The sequence below is a fragment of the Pseudarthrobacter enclensis genome (assembly GCF_001457025.1).
In the GTDB taxonomy this organism is placed as follows: Bacteria; Actinomycetota; Actinomycetes; order Actinomycetales; family Micrococcaceae; genus Arthrobacter; species Arthrobacter enclensis.
In genome coordinates, this window is the sequence record NZ_KQ758599.1 from 73,688 (window position 1) to 87,877 (window position 14,190).

10 protein-coding genes and 1 pseudogene are annotated in these 14,190 nt (G+C 66.8%); 3 read left to right on the forward strand and 8 right to left on the reverse strand.

Annotation, left to right across the window (positions count from 1 at the left end; genetic code table 11):
• Positions 1-11: 11 nt before the first annotated feature.
• The 4 genes from AS031_RS00330 to AS031_RS00345 are packed head-to-tail and all read right to left on the reverse strand — an operon-like array spanning position 12 to position 5,717.
• Entirely contained in the window at positions 12-1,124 is a 1,113-nt protein-coding gene (locus AS031_RS00330; protein WP_058266173.1) for a M24 family metallopeptidase, read from the reverse strand.
• Positions 1,121-3,208 carry a DUF6807 family protein gene (locus AS031_RS00335; protein ID WP_082641910.1) on the reverse strand — a complete coding sequence of 696 codons (2,088 nt, stop codon included), beginning with the start codon at positions 3,206-3,208 and terminating at the stop codon, positions 1,121-1,123. The genes AS031_RS00330 and AS031_RS00335 overlap by 4 nt, the downstream gene beginning before the upstream one ends.
• A gap of 53 nt (positions 3,209-3,261) precedes the next feature.
• Positions 3,262-4,410, reverse strand: coding sequence for a dienelactone hydrolase family protein (locus tag AS031_RS00340; protein ID WP_058266174.1), 1,149 nt, complete (start codon positions 4,408-4,410; stop codon positions 3,262-3,264).
• Between the two features lie 38 nt (positions 4,411-4,448).
• The gene (locus AS031_RS00345) at positions 4,449-5,717 is read right to left on the reverse strand and encodes an ABC transporter substrate-binding protein (RefSeq protein ID WP_058266175.1); all 1,269 of its coding nucleotides are present in this window, start codon (positions 5,715-5,717) and stop codon (positions 4,449-4,451) included.
• 364 nt (positions 5,718-6,081) lie between these two features.
• On the opposite strand from AS031_RS00345, the gene AS031_RS00350 reads away from it, so the two are divergent.
• The 3 genes from AS031_RS00350 (at position 6,082) to AS031_RS00360 (ending at position 9,549) form a co-directional block, all read left to right on the forward strand.
• On the forward strand, positions 6,082-7,026 hold the full coding sequence (locus tag AS031_RS00350) for a carbohydrate ABC transporter permease (protein WP_058266176.1): 945 nt from the start codon (positions 6,082-6,084) through the stop codon (positions 7,024-7,026).
• Positions 7,016-7,957, forward strand: a complete 942-nt coding sequence (locus AS031_RS00355; RefSeq protein ID WP_058266177.1) for a carbohydrate ABC transporter permease — start codon at positions 7,016-7,018, stop codon at positions 7,955-7,957. The genes AS031_RS00350 and AS031_RS00355 overlap by 11 nt, the downstream gene beginning before the upstream one ends.
• 236 nt (positions 7,958-8,193) lie before the next feature.
• Positions 8,194-9,549 carry an ABC transporter substrate-binding protein gene (locus tag AS031_RS00360; RefSeq protein ID WP_058266178.1) on the forward strand — a complete coding sequence of 452 codons (1,356 nt, stop codon included), beginning with the start codon at positions 8,194-8,196 and terminating at the stop codon, positions 9,547-9,549.
• Positions 9,550-9,677: 128 nt separating this feature from the next.
• Here the strand turns inward: AS031_RS00360 and AS031_RS00365 are convergent, their stop codons facing one another.
• From AS031_RS00365 to AS031_RS00375, 4 genes and pseudogenes are all read right to left on the reverse strand, one after another.
• Complete coding sequence (locus tag AS031_RS00365; RefSeq protein WP_371325966.1) at positions 9,678-10,040, reverse strand: GNAT family N-acetyltransferase; 363 nt, start codon at positions 10,038-10,040, stop codon at positions 9,678-9,680.
• Between the two features lie 199 nt (positions 10,041-10,239).
• Positions 10,240-11,681 (reverse strand): annotated as a pseudogene (locus AS031_RS00370) (HNH endonuclease).
• Positions 11,682-11,927: 246 nt separating this feature from the next.
• A complete protein-coding gene (locus AS031_RS20090) occupies positions 11,928-12,047 on the reverse strand; it encodes a glycerol-3-phosphate dehydrogenase/oxidase (RefSeq protein ID WP_218918341.1) in 120 nt (39 codons plus the stop codon).
• A gap of 106 nt (positions 12,048-12,153) precedes the next feature.
• On the reverse strand, positions 12,154-14,169 hold the full coding sequence (locus tag AS031_RS00375; RefSeq protein WP_058266179.1) for a beta-galactosidase: 2,016 nt from the start codon (positions 14,167-14,169) through the stop codon (positions 12,154-12,156).
• Between the last annotated feature and the right edge of the window lie 21 nt (positions 14,170-14,190).

Genomic DNA, 14,190 nt, shown 5'->3' on the forward strand with positions numbered 1-14,190 from the left:
TTCGTGCTTCCTTACAGCTGGAGCGTCGCGGGCCGGTCCAGCCCATTAACCGTGGTCACCGGCCAGCGGGGATCAACGGTGAGGACCTGCAGGCCATGCTCCGTGAGCTGCACGGTGTCCTCGATCTTGACGCCGGGACCTGACGGGTTCCATGTGAAGGCCTGGTCCTGCACCACCACATCGGTGGCCTGGGACGTGACGCGGGGATCGCGGCCGGCATAGCCTGCCGGGCCGCCCTGGTGGTGCTGCTCCCACTGGTCGGCGCCGAACCCGTGGCGCGTATAGGCTGCCTGGATCTCCGTGAAGATCCGGTCCAGCCTGGCACCGGGGACGGTGGCGTCGAAGATATCTGCCTCCACCGCTGCGATCCGGGCCTCGGCGTCGCGCTCTTGGTGGGTGCCGGCGTCGAATCTCACCCAGCGGGTGATGTTGGCAACCATGCCGTCGCGGCGGGCGCAGATGACGGCCATGGCCCGCCGTCCCAGCGGCGCATGCGTGGCCAGCGGGTGGCGGAAGCCGCTGCGGCCGCTGCCGTTGCACAGCAGGACCAGGGGCTCCGCACCTGCGGCCACCACCCGGGCGGCCAGGGCGGACACCAGTTCGAATTCGGTTGTTTCCGGCCGCGCTGCGGACAGGACGTCGGTCATGATGGCCGCGGCCTCTGCACTGAGCGCGGCGTAGCGGGCACTCTCGGCAGGGAGGAGCTGCTGGCGTGCGGCACGGAGCCCGTTCGCTGCCTCAGTCTCCGCCAGCAGGGACCCGCCGGGATTGCTGCCGACGGCGGCCGCGGCGTGGTGCAGATTCCCGTACCAGGGCACGGAATGCAGCGCCACGCCCTCGGGGAGTTCCTCTGCAGCGATCCGCCCGGCTTCGTTGTTGAACGTCACCAGGTGGTCGCCGTCGCGGTCCACCAGCATGGCGGCAATGGGGTCGCCGGCCAGGCTGATGTGGACCCGGCTTCCGTCCAGGTACCAGGTCAGCGATGTGTTGCTGGTGAGCAGCAGGGCGTCCCTGCCCGCCGCGTCCAGGATGTCCAGCACGCGGCGGCGCTTCACTGCACGGTCGGCGGCGGATGCCGGAGCGGTGCGGACAGCCTGCACCGGTGCAGCTGTTGTCTGGGTCATGAGGGGTCCCCCTGTTGGTTGATCAATGCTTCGATGCCTGCAGTGTCCAGGAGGCCGTCGGCCACCAGGATGGTAATGCTGCGCCGCACGGGGCGGCCGGGTTCTGCGATGACGGGGGAGTCCCAGGCGAGTGACTGGCCAACGCCCGGGTAGCCGTCCGCCCGGACGAACCAGGGGTCGGTGGACGCCGGCGGGGCAACGAACACCAGCGTCGCCTCACCGGTTCCGCCGGTTTCCGTTCCAAAAGTCCCGCTCCAGGCGAGCCACCGGGACACCGTGCCGTGCACTCCTGCTTCCCCTGTCCCGGCGGGGGACCACACCGCAGCCCCGGCGCACTCCGGCAGGCGCCAGAAGAATCCGCCGTAGCCGCCTTCGAACCGGCCGTTGGAACCAGGGCTGCCCAGGCTGACGGGCCGGTCCCCGGCGGGGGAGAGGGCGAAGTCCAGGGACAACCTCCAGGCGCTGCTGCCAAGTCCGGACCAGCTCCAGTGCCGTTCCTCGACCAGGACCGGACCGCCGTCGGGCCCGTTCCAGGCCAGGTGCTCGCGCAGGTGGCCGGGGCGCCCGGGGAGGGCATCGAGCTCCGCCTCCGGTGTCCCGGATGCGGTGATGCGGCCGTGGTCCGCCCGCCAGATGTATTCGCCTGCTTCCCGGGTGTACGTGCGGCCGCCCCAGAAGTTGACGCCGTCCACGTCCTGCAGGGCCACCCCGGCCCCGAGGTGCCACACATGGTCCAGCGGCTGCTGGTCCGTCACCACAGCCCCGGCAAGCGTCCGGACCGGATGCAGGAACGGGCGCGGCGAGGAAACGGCACGGATGCGGCTGCCGTCCTGGTAATCGGCGACCGGACGCCCGCCGATGGACAGGGTGCGGACCGGAGCCAGCTGCCGGGCCCAGGGGACACCGAGTTCGGCGAACGTTGCCTCTGCCTTTGCGGCCCGCTCGAACAGGTCCGCGATGCCGCGCACCACGGGGTGGGCGTCGTCGCCGTCGCCGGCCCAGGTGACGTGCGCCGGGTCGATGGCGAGGGGCGCCGGAGCCGTCCGGATGGCTTCCAGCACGGCGGTGAAAGCGCCGGTGTCCGCCACCGCGGACAGCAGGGCGGCGCCCGTGGCGCGGGCGTCCAGGAGGTTTTCCAGCAGGTCGGTGCGTCCGTACTTCCTGCGGCGCTCGCCGTTCGGAGTGCTGACCACCACTTCGTCCTCCGTGTAGAAGAAGGTGATGGTTCCCCCGGTTCCGTGGACGGTGACCGACGGGTTCTGCTGTTCCGGTGCGCACAGGGTCAGGGTGCACAGCAGGGTGGTGCCGTGGGCTGTCCTGACGCGGATGACCGAGGTGTCATCGCTTTCGGTGTCGTGGGCCCGGTACAGGTCCGTTTCCACGGACGCCACGTCGGCCAGCGTGCGGGCGCCGGCCATGTGGAGGCCGGTGGCCACGGCGTGGGCCAGGGCGTTCGTGGCCACGCCGTCCACCACATCCACGCCGTCAATGCTGCGTTTGCCGGCCCAGCGTGAGCGTTTGAAGTAGCCCTTGGTCCGCAGCCACTGTCCCTTTGCACTCAGGCCCAGGACGTCGCCGATGGCGCCGGACTCCACCAGTTCCCGGATGGCGGGCAGGGCGTGCGACCCCAGGCTCTGGAAGCCCACCTGCACCAGCCGGCCGGACGATGCGGCGGCGTCGAGGACATCGTTGAACTGCGCCAGCGAGGCGGTGGGCGGCTTCTCCACGTAGACGTCCATGCCGGCAGCCAGGGCCGCGCCGGCCAGCGGGGCGTGCGTCTGGATGGGCGTCGCCAGGATGACGACGTCGGCCGCACGTTCCGCGTTGCTTCGCGCCGCGAGGAGGCTGGTGAGGTCCGGAAAGACCGCCACGGTGTCCTTGAGCCGGCCGGGGGCGGGCGGGTTGGGGTCGGCGACGGCCACCAGTTCGAGGGCGCCGGCCTCCTCCAGGCGGGCCAGGTTGGCAAGGTGCCGTTCGCCGAAGCCGTGGACGCCCACCAGGGCGATGCGCGGGATGGCAGTAGCCGCCTGGTGCTGGTCCTCGGGGAGGTTGCCCGGTTCCGCGGTGGCGGGGTGCGAGATCATGTGTTGGTCCTTGAGGGTAGGTGGCCGGGAAATCGGGTAGCCGGGAGCGTCGGTCAGGAGGCAGAAGCGGGGGCTGCCAGGGCAAGCGACGCGGCGAGGAAGCCAATGGCTTCGTCCTGCATCTCCGCCGTGAATACGTGGCCGCCAGGCCAGAAGCTGCCGGTGTAGCGGCCGGGGCTGTGCAAGCTTTCAAGGATCCGGTGCGCCTGGCGCATTCCGTCCTCGGGGAAGAGCTCGTCAGCCAGTGCGTACTGCACCAGGAAACGGGCCGCCGCGGACCGTGCCGTGAGCTCAGGCCAGTCGCCGAGCCTCCACAGGCCGGGCGTCTGCAGCAGCCACGAGTGTGCGTCCAGGTAGGCGGGCAGCAGGGACTCGAACGTGGTCATCATGCAGGTCACCACGGATGCGCGGATGCGGGGGCTGAGGGCGGCCAGTGTGAGGGACCGGCCGCCACCGCCGGAGAAACCGATGCAGCCCAGGCTGTCCGCGTCCACCCCCGGCAGGTGCGCCAAGACCTCCAGCGCTGCGAGGTCATCGTGCGCCACCATGCCGGCCAGGCTGGTTCCGAGCAGGCCGGCGGCCTTGGCCGCGGTGTCTTCGTGGAAGCCGGCCGCCGCGTTGTAGTCCTCGGCCGCTGAAGGTACGACGCCGTCCTGCCGCCATTGTGCCCGGCGGGCCTCGAGCGCGGAGGCGGTCCGCCAGGGCGGGGTTGAAAGGTCGAACCGGCGGCTGCCCCAGGCGAAGGTATCGTGCGCCAAGACGGCGAAGCCCTGCCTGGCCAATTCGGAGGCCAGGGCGCGCCCGTCATAGAGGCCGGCGCGCGCGGTGGCGGCAGAGGGGTGGTTGTCCGGTAGGTCCACCAGCCGGTCTGCCCCGCCGAACTTGTTGCCGCCGTGGCAGTGCAGCGCGAGTATGCCTGGCAGGGCGCCGGTGGCTCCGGCCGGACGCGCCAGCCAGCCCGTGGTCCGCGGGCCGAAGCCCAACTGCCAGCTGAGCTGGGAGGTGGTGACGCCGTCGTGCGTTGTTTCCCAGTGGACGGTGACCGCAGGCGGCCCGGACGCGCCGGGAACCCCCAGCGCGTCCGAAAGCTCCTGGGATGCAGGGGCGCCGGTGACGTGCCGGGGGTTACTGCGGACATAGGCGGGCCAGTCTTCATAGCCGGCGATGGCGCTGGGGCGTCCGGTGCGCGGATTGCTGTCCACTGGCCTGCCTCCTGTCTGCTGTTCTTGGGTGGGTACTGTCAGCCGAGGTTCGAATTGACCTCGTTGATGACGCCCTTGGCCGCGTCCTGCGGGGAAATCTTCCCGAAGAGTACATCGGTGTTGTATCGGTTCAAAACTTCCATGGTGGATGAAGAACCTGCCGGGAAGGGCTTGGGCGGGGTGATGTTCATGTCGGCGATGCGGTCAAGGTACTTGGCTTCCTTCTGCTGGGTTTCCTTCAGCAGGGGAGTGATGCCGGCCTTCAATTCGGTGTTGGCAGGCATGCCGCGGTCGCTCTTGATCTTGCTGGCGGCGTCCATGTTGTTCACCAGGTAGTTGATGAACAGGGCAGCTTCCTTGGACTGGGCGGACTTGGCCGAGATGGCGTATTCCATGGAGGAGCGGAGCCAGGTTCCGGGTTCCTTGCTCTCGCCGGGGAGCTTCATCATCATCAGCGGGGCGCCGGAGTAGGACGTCATCTGGTTGCTCCAGGAGACCTTCATGGCCTGCTTGCCCTGGCCCATGAGGGTCATTTCAGGCTGGGCCGACCCGTCTTCAACGGTCTGTGACGCCGACGGGGCGCCGCCGGTGTCCATGAGCTTCTTGTTGAACTCGAACCACTTGGCCAGTGTGCCCTCGCTGATGCCCATTTTCTTGCCGTCATCCGTATAGAGCTCCTCGCCGTTCTGGCGGGCCCAGACGGCGACGAAGGAGTCGTTGGACATCGGGGTGGTGCCGAAGGTGCCCGCGGGCGACTTTTTGGTGATCTCGGCTGCGATGCTGACGTAGTCATCCCAGGTCCAGGTTTCATCGTCCGGCAGCGGCACGCCGGCTGCTTCGAAGACGTTGGGGTCGACCACCATCGACATCGCGTTAACACCGGCAGTAAGGGTGTACTGCTTCCCGTCGATCTGGCCAAGCTCCACGGTTCCCTCGGCGAACTTCGAGGTGTCGATCTGGTCCTTGACTTTGTCCAGGTCCAGCAGAACGCCGCGGGACGCGTACTCGCTGGGGTAGGAGCCGCTCATGGCGAAGACGTCGGGTGTGGTGCCGCCGGCAATCTGGGTGGCCATCTTGTCCCAATAAGAGCTGAACTCCGTGTTCTCGCCCTGGACCTTGATGGTGGGATTGGCGGCTTCGAAGTCCTTGATGACCTCAAGGGTGGTTTTGGCCCGGGAATCATTGCCCCACCAGGCGAAACGGATAGTGACGGGGTCCTCCACGGTACCTGTCTTGCCGGCCTGCGGGCTGCTGCCGCAGCCGGTCAGGGCCATGGCAAGGGCAGCAGTTGCGGCCGCTGCCCCCATGACTGACTTCTTGAGACGAAACCTCATTGTCCTGCCCCTCACATGGTGTTCTAAGGTTGAGTGATGCTGGTTACAGAAAACGCTTTCTCAAAAACTAACAAAGGGCTATACACGAGTCAAGAAAACGTTTACTTTGGTACGGAGCCGCTTTTCATCCAGACCGCACGCGGCCGGTCCCAGCTCATAACTGAGACGTTCCGGGGACGGCGCGCGGTGCCTGACCTCATCGCAGAGTCGATGACCACAACGTGGAGGCCACGATGACCAAAGGAGACCACATGGCCGCAAAGCACATACCCAGGACGCCGCGCCCGGCAGGAACGCCGGCCGCCGCGGGCCTGCTGCACGGGACGGGGCAGCTGCAGTGAGCGCCATCAGTGAGCTGAGCTCCCTTAGCCGGAAAAAGGGCAAGGCCACCGCTGAGGAGAAGAAGGCCAACGGCCGGGACAACAAGGCCGCCTACATCTTCCTGTTGCCGTGGCTGGTTGGCCTGGTGGCCATCACCATCGGCCCGATGCTGATGTCCCTGTATCTGTCCTTTACTGACTACAACCTGCTGCAGCCGCCGGAATGGACCGGCGCGGACAACTTCATCCGGATGCTCAGCGATGCCCGGCTGCACAACTCCCTGCGGGTGACGTTCACCTATGTGTTCATCGGTGTTCCTCTTCAGCTTGCGGTGGCGCTCCTGATTGCCTTGGTGCTGGATAAGGGCCTGCGCGGCCTGCCGTTCTATCGTTCGGTGTTCTACTTGCCATCCCTGCTGGGCGGTTCCGTGGCTGTTGCCATCCTCTGGAAGCAGATCTTCGGCACCACCGGCCTGGTGAACCAGGTCCTGGCGATGTTCGGGATCCAGGGTCCGGGCTGGATCTCGGATCCGGGCACGGCGCTGGGATCGATCATCCTGCTGCACGTCTGGACGTTCGGGGCTCCGATGATCATCTTCCTGGCCGGCCTGCGGCAGATCCCCACCATGTACTACGAGGCTGCCAAGGTTGACGGTGCCACCACGATCCAGCAGTTCTGGCGGATCACGATGCCGATGCTGAGCCCGATCATCTTCTTCAACCTGGTGCTTCAGATCATCGGTTCGTTCCAGTCGTTCACGCAGGCGTTCATTGTCTCGGGCGGCAACGGCGGTCCCTCGGACTCCACCATGTTCTTCACCCTGTACCTGTACCAGAAGGGCTTCGGCCAGTTCGACATGGGATACGCGTCCGCCATGGCGTGGGTGCTGCTGCTCATCATCGGTGTCTTCACCGCCATCAACTTCATCGCTTCTAAGTATTGGGTTTTCTATGACGACTAACCTGGAGACGCTGCCCGCCGCGGACAAGAAGTCCGCAGGAGCCGGCAAGCCTACGAACCACCGCAAGCCCCGCGAATCCCGCGGCACCCTGGCCTTCAGCCGCGCGCAGCGGACCAAATCGCTGGTGAAGCATGCCATCCTGATCCTGGCCGGCGGGCTGATGATCTACCCGCTGCTGTGGATGGTTGTCTCATCCCTGCGGCCCAACGAGCTGATCTTCCGCGAACCGGGCCTGTGGCTGGAAAGCCTGGAGATGAGCAACTACACCTCCGGCTGGTCCGCGCTGACCCACCCGTTCGGCCACTATATGATCAACTCCGCTGTGGTGGTGATCGGATCCATCCTGGGAAACCTGATCTCCTGCTCCATGGCCGCCTACGCCTTCGCACGCCTGCAGTTCACCGGCAAGAAGCTGTTCTTCGGCATCATGCTGCTGACCATCATGCTGCCGTTCCATGTCATCATCGTGCCGCAGTACATCCTGTTCTCGCAGATCGGCTGGGTCAACACGTTCTGGCCGCTGATCGTGCCCAAGCTGCTGGCCACGGACGCGTTCTTCGTCTTCCTGATGGTGCAGTTCATCCGCGGCATCCCGAAGGAACTCGACGAGGCAGCCCGCATCGACGGCGCCGGCCACCCGCGCATCTTCCTGCGCGTTATCCTTCCGCTGATGGTCCCGGCCCTGGCCACCACCACCATCTTCACGTTCATCTGGACCTGGAACGACTTCTTCGGCGCCCTGATCTACCTCACGGACCCCGACATGTTCACCGTCCCCGTGGCCCTGCGCGCCTTCGTGGACTCCCAGTCCGCCACCAGCTGGGGCTCACTGTTCGCCATGTCCATCGTGTCCCTGCTCCCGGTGTTCCTGGTGTTCCTCTTCGGCCAGCGGTTCCTTATCAAGGGCATCGCCACCACCGGCATCAAATAACCGCCTCCGGCAGCTCCCTCGGCATCTCGTCCAGGAACGGCTGCGCCAGGCCTGCGGTACTTTGGAACGGCCCGCCCCTGCGGCGGGCCGTTCGCCGTTTCGGCGCAATCGAATCGAGACAAACTTCTTCCGCAGACATCTTGTTCTACAAGTTGTGCACTTGTAGCATTGGACTTAGAAAGCGCTTTCCCGCAAACATCATCCCCGCATCAGATCAACGAAGATCGGAGTTCCCCGTGCCGCTTTTCCCGCGACCTGCGACTGGCAGCCAGTCCGCAGGGTCTTCCCCCTCCGGCCCAACCCGGCGCTTCCGCAAGGCCGGCGTCGTTGCCGCCGCGGCCGCCGCCGTCATGGCCCTGAGTGCCTGTGGCGGAGGTTCCTCGCCGCAGAGCGCTGACGGAACCGTCGAACTGCGGTTCTCCTGGTGGGGCGGCGACAAGCGCGCCCAGCTGACCCAGGAAGCCATCAAGCAGTTCGAAGCCGAAAACCCCAAGATCAAGATCAAGCCCGAGTTCGGCGACTGGAGCGGCTACTGGGACAAGCTGGCCACGCAGGTCGCTGCCAACGACGCCCCGGACATCATCCAGATGGACGAAAAGTACATCACCGAATACTCGACGCGCGGCGCCCTGCTGGACCTGTCCAAATACGACATCGACACGTCCAAGCTGGATGAGGCGGCCCTGAACGCCGGCAAGGGCGAAGACGGCCTGACCGGTATCCCCGCAGGCATCAACGCGGCCACCATCCTGGCCAACCCGAAGGTCTTCGAAGCGGCCGGCGTGCCGTTGCCGGATGACTCCACGTGGACCTGGGAGGACTTCGGCCGGATTGCTGCCGAGGTGACGGAAAAGTCGCCCAAGGGCACTTACGGCGCGGCCGCCTACGGAACCGACGAAGCCTCGCTCGGGGTCTGGCTCCGGCAGAACGGCAAATCCCTCTACACCTCCGACGGCAAGCTCGGCTTCGAGCCCGGCGACATCGCGGAGTGGTGGGCTTTCCTGAAGGACTTGAGCAAGAACAAGGCTGTTCCCACTGCCTCCGAGGTGGTCGAGGCTGAGGCCGCGCCACTGGACCAGAGCGGCCTCGCCACGGGCAAGAACGGCATGGCGTTCTGGTGGTCAAACCAGGCCCCGGCCCTCGAAAAAGCCTCCGGTGCTGACCTGAAGATCCTGCGTTTCCCCACCAAGACGGGCAAGGCTGAAGACGCCGGGCTCTGGTACAAAGCGTCCCAGTTCTGGTCCGCTTCGTCCAGGACCAAGCACCCCGAAGAGACCGCCAAGTTCATCAACTTCCTGACCAACAACGTCAAGGCCGGCGAGACCCTCCTGGCAGACCGCGGCGTCTACCCCAACTCCGACGTCCGCGCAGCGATCGAACCCAAGCTCACCCCGGCAGACGTCAAGGTGGTCAAGTTCATCGACCAGATCAAGGACGAACTCGGCGAAGCCCCGGCCCCGCCGCCGAAGGGAGCAGGCGCCATCCAGGAGATCATCAAGCGGTACACCTCCGAGGTGCTCTTCGAACGGCTGTCCACCGATGAGGCGGGCAAGAAGGCAGTGGACGAAATGAAGTCCGCAATCAGCAGCTGATTCCAGATCTCACACCGCCAACACGGCTCCGGACAGCCCGGCAGGAAGCCTCCTCCGGCCAGGCGTCCGACGGCGGGTGGCAGCTCCGCCCCGGCAGGAACCTTGGGTTCCTCCCGGGGCGGAGCTGTTTAAGCAGGAGGGTGCGCGGCTCTGGTGCGGGTCATCGCAGCTCGTGGCCAGTCTGCCAGGCCGTGCCGTTCCTCGCGCTCCATGACATCCTGCAGCCAGGAGGGGACCTCCGTGGCGGGAAGATGCCTGAAGTCGAGCCGCTCGTAATAGGGCGCGTTCCATGGAACATCCCTGAACGTCGTCAGGGACAGGCGCTCAAGTCCCTGTTCCGCCGCCCAGTGGTCCACGTGCCCGATCAGGGCTGCACCGATACCGCGGCGGCCGTGGTCCGGATGCACGGTGACCTGTTCGATGTGGGCCCAACCGCCGTGCACCTCGACCAGGATGTAGCCGACGGCGTCGCCCTCCGGTCCGGCTGCCACCCAAGCAGTCCCGCCCGCCATATAGCTTTGCAGTTGTTCAGCTGTGGGTCATCAGCGATGGCGTCCATTCCTATGCCGCGGAAGAGTTCCCCGGCAGCCCTCTCAATCTCCTGGAGGTGCCGTAGGTCTGCTGTGGTGGCAGGTCGGATCATCAGTCCAGTATCCGCCCACGGTCCCGGCGCCAACGGGGTGCGCGCCGTCAAGGTGCCCCCGCGCGGACGGCCCGTCCCAACACTTGGACCGATGGCCGCTGGAGCCTGCTGGCCGTCAACGCCGGAGCCACCGATGGCCTGGCCCGTGCTGGAACATGACGGTTCCGCCTGCCTGCAGCCGCTTTCTTGTCATTGCCGGCCAGCACCGTTTCGGCCGGTTGTGTCTGTGCTGTCTGTGCTGGCTGTGTTTCGGAGGGCAGGTTTTTGGTGGGCAGTGTTCCAGGGAGTGGTGGGGCTGTGGACTGATAGGTGTGGCCGGTGGGGGTGCGGAGTTGGACGGTATGGCGGCCGGTGGTGCCTGTGCCTGAGCTGGTGGGGAGTGGTTTGGTTGTCCAGCCGGGGGTTTTTTGGTGTGGTTGCAGGCTTCGCAGAGTCCTTGGCCGTTTTCGGTGGTGGTCCTGCCGCCGTGGTGCCAGGCGGTGATGTGGTCGTGGTGGCGGATGGGCGCGTCGCAGTACGGGGTGCGGCAGGTGTCGTCGCGAATGTGGAGTAAGCGACTGAGCCTTGGCGGGAAGAGCCGGGCTTTGGAGTCCATCGCGATCAGGTCCCCGGTGCCGGGCGCGGTGTACAGCCGCCGGACCCAGAGATCCAGGGCCGGGGCGGGGCCACTGGCGGGGTGGGGCGGGTACGCCGGGTCAGGCGAAGGGTTTCCGGTGGGTGCCGGGCGAGGCGGCTGCCCCGTGTTGCCGCCCCGGGCCGTTCCAGTGATGAGGGTCCGGGCTGTTTCTGCGGGGATGATGCCGTAGCCCGGGAGCCGTGCGGGTTCGCCGTCACCTTGGAGGAGGGTGCGGTCGGTCATGATGAGCTGGAGTTCGATACCCGTGATCCCGCCCGGGGTTCCGGTGAGCCGCTCGACGAGGGTGTCCGCCATGACCTGCCCCCTCGAACGCGCGTCGCCGGTGGCGCGGCGGGTGTCCGCTTCCTTATTGAGTGCGGCATACGCGGCGACGCCGTCGGCCACGGGGAGCAGTGCGGTCAGATAGGTCATGGTGTCCGGTGCCGGGCGCAGGCTCACGGTCCGTTCGTTCACCGCCTTGGCCGCCCGCCGCGCCACCGACGCCGGATCGCACCGGTACGCGGCGGCCTTAACAGCAGAGGTGATGGCCCGGTCCCCGGAGCCCTGGAACGTCCCGGTGTCGGCGGCGAGTTCCTCATCGACCGCCGCCCGGTCTTCCGGGGACAGGCAGATCGTTTCCCGCACGATGAGGGTGGTGCGCCATTCGTTCAACTGCCCGGCGCGGAACGCGGCGAGGGTGTGGGGCATCCCGGTGAGGGTTCTAGCCAAACCCAGCAGCTTTCCGCCGCGGGCCGGGGACTCCCGCCGCGCCAACGCTACCTGCGCCGCCACCCCTGCCCCGACCTGATCGGCGGGCACTCCGGCGGCGGCCAGGGATTTCAGGTCCTCCAGCAACCGGAGTTGATCGATCATCCCGGCCGCATCGGCAGCGACCGGCGCGTTGTCGAGCAGCCCGACGATGCGGGCAAGGGGCTCAAACCCCGTCACCGTGTCCTCAGCCAGCCCCAACACCGCTTCCATGACCAAAGTCTTCCACCACCCACTGACATTCCCGTCGGCCTAAAACCCGTATGTGGAAAACGTTGGGAACGGAAGGCGCGGCCATGCCAGAAGAGCAGGACGATCTCAGGAAGCGCTTCAGTTCACCGCTGGAAACAGCTACGCGTCCGGGGCGTCATCGTGCTTCAGCGGTTCTTCCCTGCTCCAGCCGAAGACCTCAGCGGCGGCCTCCACGACGGCCTGAATCACAGCCCCAAGTGCTTCCAGGAAGACCGACATGCGGCCCCGATACGACGCCGGAAATGGGCTGCCAAGACCCGCTCCGACGACCGGCGCCCCCGGGAAGGAGGCGCCGGCGTCGTGCAACTCCTGGAACTGAAGCGGCTTAACCCTCCGCAATCACCGCCACGCTGCCCGCGGGCACGGACCCGGCAAACGGCTCGCCAGTCAGAAGGTCCGTCCCGGTGGCGGCGACGGACGCGGACGCGCGGGTGTGGTTGATGGCGAACAGGAAGCTCCTGCCGTCGGGCAGGCGGCGTCGTACCACTTCCACGCCGGGATCGGCGGAGGTGACAGGGGAGACACCGGACTCGGCGAGCAGCCGGTCCACCAGCGCGTCGATGCCGTCGCGGTCCGGGAAGGTGGACAGGTACCAGGCAGCACCGTCGCCCACGGCCCGCCGGGTCAGGGCGGGCACGCCGTCCAAGGGGTACTCCGTGAGCTTCTGTACCGCATCGGCGCCCGCCAGCTGGACGTGTTCGCTCCAGATGGTGGACACGGTACCGTCGTCCAGTTTTAGCTGCGACCCCGCGAGCAGCGGGTGGAACTCCTCCACCCGAACGCCCAGGAGGTCGCGGAACGCGCCCGGATAGCCGCCCAGGCGCACGTGGTCCTGCGGGTCCACGATGCCACTGAAGTAGCTGACCAGGACGGTGGCGCCGGCGGATGCGGCAGCGGCGATGTTGGCGGCGGAGTCATCGGACACGGCATACAGCGTGCAGACGAGCACCAGGTCGTAGTTCCCCAGCGGCCCGGACGGATGGACGAGGTCCACGGAGATGCCCTTCAGGACCAGCGACCGGTGGAACGCCCGCAGCAGGTCCAGGTACTTCACGTCGACGCTGGGCTTGGAATCGATCTCGGCGGCCCACCAGGCTTCGTAATCGAACACGATGGCCACCCGGGACTCCACCCGGGAACCGCGCACGGGCTCGAGCAGCTTCAGCGCCGCCCCCAGGTCCACCACCTCGCGCCACACCCTCGAATCAGTCCCCGCGTGCGGCACCATGGCCGAGTGGAACTTTTCCGACCCGGCGAAGCTCTGCCGCCACTGGAAGAACATCACCGCATCCGCGCCGCGGGCCACGTGAGACAGGGAGTTGCGGAGCATTTCGCCGGGCATCTTCGGCTGGTTGCGCGGCTGCCAGTTCACGGCCGACGTCGAATGTTCCATCAGGATCCACGGCTCACCTCCCGCGATGCCGCGGGTGAGGTCCGCGCTGAACGCGAGTTCCAGATGCCGCTCGGGGTCGGCGGCCACGAGGTAGTGGTCGTTGGCGATGACGTCCAGGTCCTTGGCCCAGTCAAAGTAGTCCATGGACTTGGTGGCGCTGGAGGCCATCAGGTTGGTGGTGCACGGAATGCCGGGGGTCACCTCCCGCAGGACCGCCACCAGCTCCCGGTAGTAGTCCATCAGCGCCCAGGAGTTGAAGCGCTGGAAGTCTAGCTGCTGGCCCGGGTTCAGGGTGGAAGGGGCGACGGCGGGCGGCAGGATTTCGTCGAACGAGGCGTAGTTCTGGCTCCAGAATGCCGTGCCCCAGGACGCGTTCAGGGCCTCGATGCTGCCGTAGCGGCGCTCCAGCCAGCCCCGGAACGCCGCGGCGTCCTCCTCACCGTAGAACTCGGACACATGACAACCAAGCTCATTGTCCACATGCCAAAGCGCCAGCGCCGGATGGTCCTTGTAGCGCTCGGCCAGGACCCGGGTGATGCCCGTTGCGTAGCGCCGGTACACGGCCGACGACGGCGTGTAGTGCCGCCGTGAGCCCGGTCCCAGCACGGTACCGTCCGCCGTGACGGGCAGGATCTCCGGGTGCCTGCGCACCAGCCAGGCCGGGGGAGCGGCGGTGGCGGTGGCCAGGGCCACCTTGACGCCGATGTCCGCAAGGTTGTCCAGCACCTCATCGAGCCAGCCGAAATCGTAGTGCCCTTCGGACGGTTCCAGCAGCGCCCACGAGAAGATGCCCACGCTCAGGAAGTTCACGCCCGCCTCCTGCATCAGCTGCAGGTCCTCAAGCCGGACGCTGACCGGCCATTGTTCCGGGTTGTAGTCCCCGCCGAAGCCCAGGCCGTCGATGCTGCTCCAGACGCTGGCCGGACCGTTGTTTTCCTGCATTGCCATGGGACTCCTATGTCTGCTGAA

Excerpts from the sequence above, each read along its gene's own strand:
- AS031_RS00355 (WP_058266177.1), top strand. The coding sequence starts at position 7,016 with ATGACGACTAACCTGGAGACGCTGCCCGCCGCGGACAAGAAGTCCGCA.
- AS031_RS20090 (WP_218918341.1), bottom strand. The coding sequence starts at position 12,047 with ATGTCGGTCTTCCTGGAAGCACTTGGGGCTGTGATTCAGGCCGTCGTG.
- AS031_RS00330 (WP_058266173.1), bottom strand. The coding sequence starts at position 1,124 with ATGACCCAGACAACAGCTGCACCGGTGCAGGCTGTCCGCACCGCTCCG.
- AS031_RS00335 (WP_082641910.1), bottom strand. The coding sequence starts at position 3,208 with ATGATCTCGCACCCCGCCACCGCGGAACCGGGCAACCTCCCCGAGGAC.
- AS031_RS00375 (WP_058266179.1), bottom strand. The coding sequence starts at position 14,169 with ATGGCAATGCAGGAAAACAACGGTCCGGCCAGCGTCTGGAGCAGCATC.
- AS031_RS00345 (WP_058266175.1), bottom strand. The coding sequence starts at position 5,717 with ATGGGGGCAGCGGCCGCAACTGCTGCCCTTGCCATGGCCCTGACCGGC.